This is a genomic window from Agrococcus sp. KRD186 (assembly GCF_017168255.1).
Taxonomy (GTDB): Bacteria; Actinomycetota; Actinomycetes; order Actinomycetales; family Microbacteriaceae; genus Agrococcus.
Map to the genome: position 1 here is coordinate 1 of NZ_JABFAP010000003.1, position 5,783 is coordinate 5,783.

The following is a 5,783-nucleotide window of genomic DNA, read 5'->3' on the forward strand; positions in this document are numbered from 1 at the left end:
AACTGAGGCCGATACGCCGGTCCGAGCCGACCCTGTAGTAACACGACCCCCACACGCCCAACCGTCAACTTCCGCGCCACCGCGCGGAATCCCGGGCAACGTGTGCTCACCAGTTGCGGAACTCCGGTCATCGGCCTAGGCTACATCGGCTTGCCGACCGCAGCCTTCATCGCGTCGAAGGGCATCAAAGTCATCGGTGTCGACGTGAACGAGCGATACGTCGAGCAGATCAACAAGGGTGAGGTCCCGTTCTACGAGCCAGACTTTGAAGCGTCGCTGACAGGAGTAGTGCACAAGGGCCTCCTGGTCGCGCAGACAGAGACGCCGCACGCGGACGCGTACATCGTCGCGGTTCCGACGCCATTCAACGACGACTACTCAGTCGACACCAAGTTCATAGAGGCAGCTGCGCAGCAGATCGCGCGGGAGTTGAAGGGCGGCGAACTGGTAGTGCTCGAGTCGACTTCTCCTCCGGGAACCACGGAGAAGATGGCGGAGTTCATTCTGCAGCAGCGGACCGATCTGACCGCGACCGACGGGCGTCCCAACAGCGTCTACTTCGCGCATGCTCCGGAGCGTGTGCTCCCGGGTCGAATCATGGTCGAGATGGCCGAGAACGATCGAGTCATCGGTGGGCTGACCCCCGTAGGCGGCGAGATGGCGCGAGACCTGTACGCGACATTCTCTAACGGCGAGCTCCTGATCACCGATGCGCGCACGGCCGAGCTGGCGAAGCTCACCGAGAACTCGTTCCGCGACGTCAACATCGCCTTCGCCAACGAACTCTCCATCATCTGCGACAAGCTCGGAATCGATGTCTGGGAGCTGATCGAGCTTGCGAATCATCACCCGCGAGTAAACATCCTGCAGCCGGGCCCCGGCGTGGGCGGCCACTGCATCGCGGTCGACCCCTGGTTCATCGTCGCCGCCGCTCCGGAAGAGGCACGGCTCATCCGATGGGCGCGGGAGGTCAACGACAGCAAGCCACGATATGTCATCGGCAAGGTGCTGACCAAGGCGGCGAAGTTCAAAGCGCCGGTCATCGCTGCGCTCGGCATCGCGTTCAAGGCCGACATCGACGACCTGCGTGAATCGCCCTCGCTTGAGATAGTCCGTGAGCTTGCCATCGAGCTGCCGGCCGCCAGTATCCGGGTGGTAGAGCCGAACGTTGCATCGCTGCCAGAACGGTTGGGCGGCCTCGCAAATGTGCAGCAGCAGGATCTCGATACCGCGATCGATGCGGCCGACATCGTCTTGCTGCTGGTCGACCATTCCCCGTTCAAGCGTGTGGACCGCGGTCGGCTCGAAGAGAAGGTCGTCATCGACATGAAGGGTGTGTGGCGATGAAGCATCTGCGGAGGGCGTTCTTGACACGGACAGGTGCCGCAACGACCGTAGTCGTTGTACTTGCGACTGCCGTCGCTGCGGTCTTCGCGCTACTTTCAGCCTTCGCATTCGGCGCCGTGCTCTCCGTGCTCGTCGGCGGGCTATGGTTGCACACTGCGTTGAGCCTGATCGCGAACCAACTCGCGATTTCGGATATGCAGCACATCAATGCACGGGTGGACGAGACGCTGCAGCGCGTGAAGAAGCTCACTCGAACCGTCAACGACACGGCCGGTTCCGTTGGACGCTCGGCCCCGTTGGTGCGTGAGATCAAGAAGACCGTGCGAGAGATAGAACAGCGGTCAAGCCATGATGGCGAGAGCAGCGGATCGCTGACAGGTCCGGCGAAGTTCCCGCCGATGCGCACGGTCCCACGCCCATTGGCCTCGTCGCTCAAGGTCATGATGATCGCCGATGAGTTCACAGCGATGGCGTTCGCCCCGGAGTGGGAGCAACACCTGCCTACCCCGGAGAACTGGCGTCAGGTGATGGACGACGCGCAGCCCGATCTGTTCTTCATCGAGAGCGCCTGGGAAGGAAACTCCGGCACTTGGAAGTACCACTTGGTTGGGTCTTCCGCGCCGAGACCGGCGGTCACTGAAGCCATCGACGAAGCGCAGCGCCGCGGCATCCCGGTCATCTTGTGGAACAAGGAAGATCCGCCCCACTTCGATGACTTCTTGCCGCTCGCAAGACTCGTTGACGTGGTCTTCACGACCGATGGCGACCTGATCCCCACCTACCGCCGCGAACTCGGGCACGATCGAGTGCACGTGTTGCCTTTCGCGGCACAGCCTGCGATGCACAACCCGGCACAGCTGAAGGGGCGCGCACGCGATCGTGAGGTCGCATTCGGAGGAATGTACTTCCAGCACAAGTATCCAGAGCGTCGAGAGCAGCTCAACTACCTGCTTCCGGCGGCATCGAAGTTCGAGTTCGACATATTCTCGCGCCAGTTCGGCGGCGATCCTCGGTACCAGTTCCCCAAGCCGTTCGACGAGTTCGTGCGAGGATCGCTCTCCTATCAGGAGATGGTCTCGGCATATCACGCCTACAAGGTCGTGCTGAACGTGAACTCGGTCGTTGGATCGAGCACGATGTTCGCGCGGAGAATTTTCGAGGCGACGGCGTGCGGCGCATCCGTCGTGACCCCGCCGAGCGCAGCGATCGACGCCTTCTTCCCCGGTGGAGTCATCTCGACGGTGGCCAACGAGGTCGACACCGCAGAAACCATTCGCATCCTGGTGAAGTCGGATGAGTATCGCGACAGGCTTGCCCATCGCGCGCAGCGCGAGATCTGGCAACGGCACACCTATCGCCACCGAGCCGAGACGATCGCGCAGGCGACTGGGCTCGACCTTCCGGTGCAGTCCAGCGACGTCTCGGTGATCATCTCCACGAATCGGCCCGACCATGCTCAGGCCATCGTCGACAACGTGGCACGCCAGTCGATGCGCCCGCAGCAAGTCGTCGTCGTCTCGCATGGATTCGAGTTCCCACGGGAGGCGTTCGCCGTGCTCTCGAGCATGGGCATCGAGCTCGAGCTCGCGCAAGCTCCGAATGACTGGTCGCTGGGTCGGAACCTGAACCATGCCGTCGAGCTCGCGAGCGGCGACATCGTGGTGCGGATGGACGACGACGACTGGTACGGAGCCAACTACGTCGGCGACATGATGAATGCGCTGATGTTCTCGGGCGCCGAACTGGCCGGCAAAGCATCCACTTTCATCTACTTCGAGGCGTTGAACCACACCGTGCTCACCATGCCGCTGAAGGAGCACAAGTACGGCGACTTCGTTCGCGGTGCGACGTTCGTCGCCCGGAAGAGCATGTTCCAGGAGTATCCGTTTGCGGAATTGGGCAGGGGTGAGGACTCGAGCGTCTTGACACGTCTGAAGAGTGACGGCGCCCAGATCTACAGCGCGGATAGGTTCAACTTCGTGGTGAATCGCAAGCAGGACAAGTCCCGGCACACTTGGAGCGTCAGTGATCGTAGTCTCTATTCGACCGGCGTAATGAAGTACATCGGTGACGGCCGCGATCAGATTGAGGTCTGACGCGATGATCGATCGTGAGCTGAGCGAGGCATGGGCGGCATATAACCGCGCCCATACCGCGTCCAAGCCTGCGTCGGTTACCGCGGGCTACAGGAACTTCTATGCGCGCGGCTACCTTCTGTCGAAGGGTGCGGCTGCCGTCTCGGTTCCGGAGAGTTGGTTGAGCGTACGGATCGGCACCTGGACGCTGTCGCACGACCCGAACCTGCCCATGATCCTGGAGCGCGGCGCGGACCAGCGCTCGGCTGTATTGATTCTGGGCCACGCCTTCGACTCGTCAAGCCAGAGCGCCAGCTCACCGGAGACAGCGCAGTCGCTGCTTCCAGTCCTGGCTGGCGCTGAGGACTGGAGTGGGTTCGACCGCGAAGTTGCTTGGGTCGGCGGCAGGTACGTCATCGTCGGCTTCTCCGGCGATGACGTCCGCGTTCACGTCGACCCCATGGCAAGCCTCTCGTGCTTCTGGGCGGCTGATGCGGCTGGAATCCACATCTCGTCGCACGCGGTGCTGGTGGCAAAGAGCATCGGCGACGAGGCGTCGTCGAAGAAGTCTTGGATCATGGGGCACCCGGACTATGTCAGCCCGGGTGGGAAGAGCCTGCCTGGACTCATCCATCCGTTCGACGCGGTCGATCTCGTCTTCGCCAATTGCGCGCTGGCGATTTCGCACGGCGAGGTGCGCCATCAGCGCTTCTTCCCGTTTGAGGATCTTCCTGAACTGTCGGTGGACGAGGCCGCAACGATTTTCATCGAAGAGCTGCGGTACCAAGTCGAGTGCTGGCTGCCCGCACAGACCGCCAGCTACTTCGCTCTCACGGCAGGACGGGACGCGCGCTCGATCCTCCTGAGCGCGATGGACCTGCTGCAGCGCGAAGGCACCGTCGCCCTGACCTATCACTTTTTCGCGCGCGCGACCGAGTCGACGCTGGTCGACCTCAAGCGTGCGAACCAGCTGGCTACGCTAGCGCAGTTGAGGTTCGCCGTCGTTGATCTCTCTGCGCCGCTGACAGGTGGCACTCCGATGGCAAACCTGTACAACACCACGTTCCCATCGTGGGCGCGATTCCCGACGCTGGCCCAAGCGTTCTACGAGCAACTGCCGATCGACTCGACGATGCTGTGGGGGCTGGGTGGAGAGATCGGTACAGGCTTCTACCAGGAGCGGGAGCAGGACCAGATCTCTCCGGAAGTGCTCGCCCGCAAGTATTCCCCGTCAGGAGTCTGCAAAGATCCCATGCTCATCGCCTCGATGGCCGAGTATATCGAATACACGCAGTTCACTGCTGAGCGCATCGCGAACTACGACTTTTACGACCTCTTCTATTGGGAGCATCGGCTCTCGAAGTGGGCTGCGGCCGGATACTCCGAGTACGACCTATCAACATCAGTCGCGCTGCCGATGAACTCCCGGCGTCTCTTGTGCGCCATGCTCTCGCTTCCTTGGAAGGAGCGGCGCGACAAAGCAATCTACGATCAGATAGATCAGTGGTCGGGTCTCGAGTGATGCGCGTACTGCTGCTCACTCATTATTTCGAACCCGAGAATGGCCCGTCCCAACGTCGCTGGAGTGCTTTGATCGAGCGGTTCGTGGCAGCCGGCCACATCGTCGATGTCGTTGCTCCGCCACCGCACAATCGCACCGGCAAGATCGATCCGGATGCGCCGGCAGCCGCGCTCCGCGGCCGGACCGCGGTCGGAAGCCACGGCGGCACCGTGCATCGCGTCTCCTTTCTGCAGCACACCGGCGGGGTCGCATCTCGCACGCTTGACCACCTCTGGGTTGCACGAGGGTCAGTGCGCGCGGTGCGGCGGCTGGTCCGCGATGGCCGTCTCAATCCTGACATCGTCGTGGCAACCGCGCCGGCGCTGCCCTCGCTGATCGCAGGGAGAACCGTCGCGCGAATGCTGCACATACCTCTGGTCGTCGAGATGCGGGATGCGTGGCCCGACCTCGTGTCGCACACGCCGGGGCTGACGCGAGGGAAGCGAGTCGTCACGCGCCTCAAGCGACGCGTTCACGAATTCGTGACCGCGTTGCAACGAAGTGCGGCGCTGGTCGTGACGACGACAGAGACGTTCGCACGAGTGCTTCGAGAACGTGACGTCGCCACTGTCGCCGTCATCCGCAACGGCACATCGTTGCGACGATATGCCGGCATCCCGCCCACCGAGCACGGCCATGACGAGCTACGCGTGCTGTATATGGGCACAATTGGGGCGCTCCTGACATACCTGTGGGCGCGTTGAGCGTGCCGTGACGGCCGCACGCCGTTCCCTGCCTAGTTTCTGAACTGTCAAAGGTACGGAAACGAGTGGTCAGGAGAACGGCGTGCGTGATGTCAG

At 62.4% G+C, this 5,783-nt stretch carries 4 protein-coding genes; all 4 read left to right on the forward strand.

Translation table 11 applies throughout. From position 1 onward, the window contains the following. Positions 1-102: 102 nt before the first annotated feature. From wecC to J1M46_RS14960, 4 genes are read left to right on the forward strand one after another with little or no spacing between them, the layout of a single operon-like run. Positions 103-1,347, forward strand: coding sequence for a UDP-N-acetyl-D-mannosamine dehydrogenase (wecC, locus tag J1M46_RS14945; protein WP_206448783.1), 1,245 nt, complete (start codon positions 103-105; stop codon positions 1,345-1,347). Next, entirely contained in the window at positions 1,344-3,443 is a 2,100-nt protein-coding gene (locus J1M46_RS14950) for a glycosyltransferase family protein (protein WP_206448784.1), read from the forward strand. The genes wecC and J1M46_RS14950 overlap by 4 nt, the downstream gene beginning before the upstream one ends. A 4-nt stretch (positions 3,444-3,447) precedes the next feature. After that, a complete protein-coding gene (locus J1M46_RS14955; RefSeq protein ID WP_206448785.1) occupies positions 3,448-4,944 on the forward strand; it encodes a hypothetical protein in 1,497 nt (498 codons plus the stop codon). Next, positions 4,944-5,687 carry a glycosyltransferase gene (locus tag J1M46_RS14960; RefSeq protein WP_206448786.1) on the forward strand — a complete coding sequence of 248 codons (744 nt, stop codon included), beginning with the start codon at positions 4,944-4,946 and terminating at the stop codon, positions 5,685-5,687. The genes J1M46_RS14955 and J1M46_RS14960 overlap by 1 nt, the downstream gene beginning before the upstream one ends. Positions 5,688-5,783 lie beyond the last annotated feature (96 nt).

Coding starts and splice junctions, on each gene's coding strand:
- J1M46_RS14950 (WP_206448784.1), top strand. CDS start 1,344: ATGAAGCATCTGCGGAGGGCGTTCTTGACACGGACAGGTGCCGCAACG.
- J1M46_RS14955 (WP_206448785.1), top strand. CDS start 3,448: ATGATCGATCGTGAGCTGAGCGAGGCATGGGCGGCATATAACCGCGCC.
- J1M46_RS14960 (WP_206448786.1), top strand. CDS start 4,944: ATGCGCGTACTGCTGCTCACTCATTATTTCGAACCCGAGAATGGCCCG.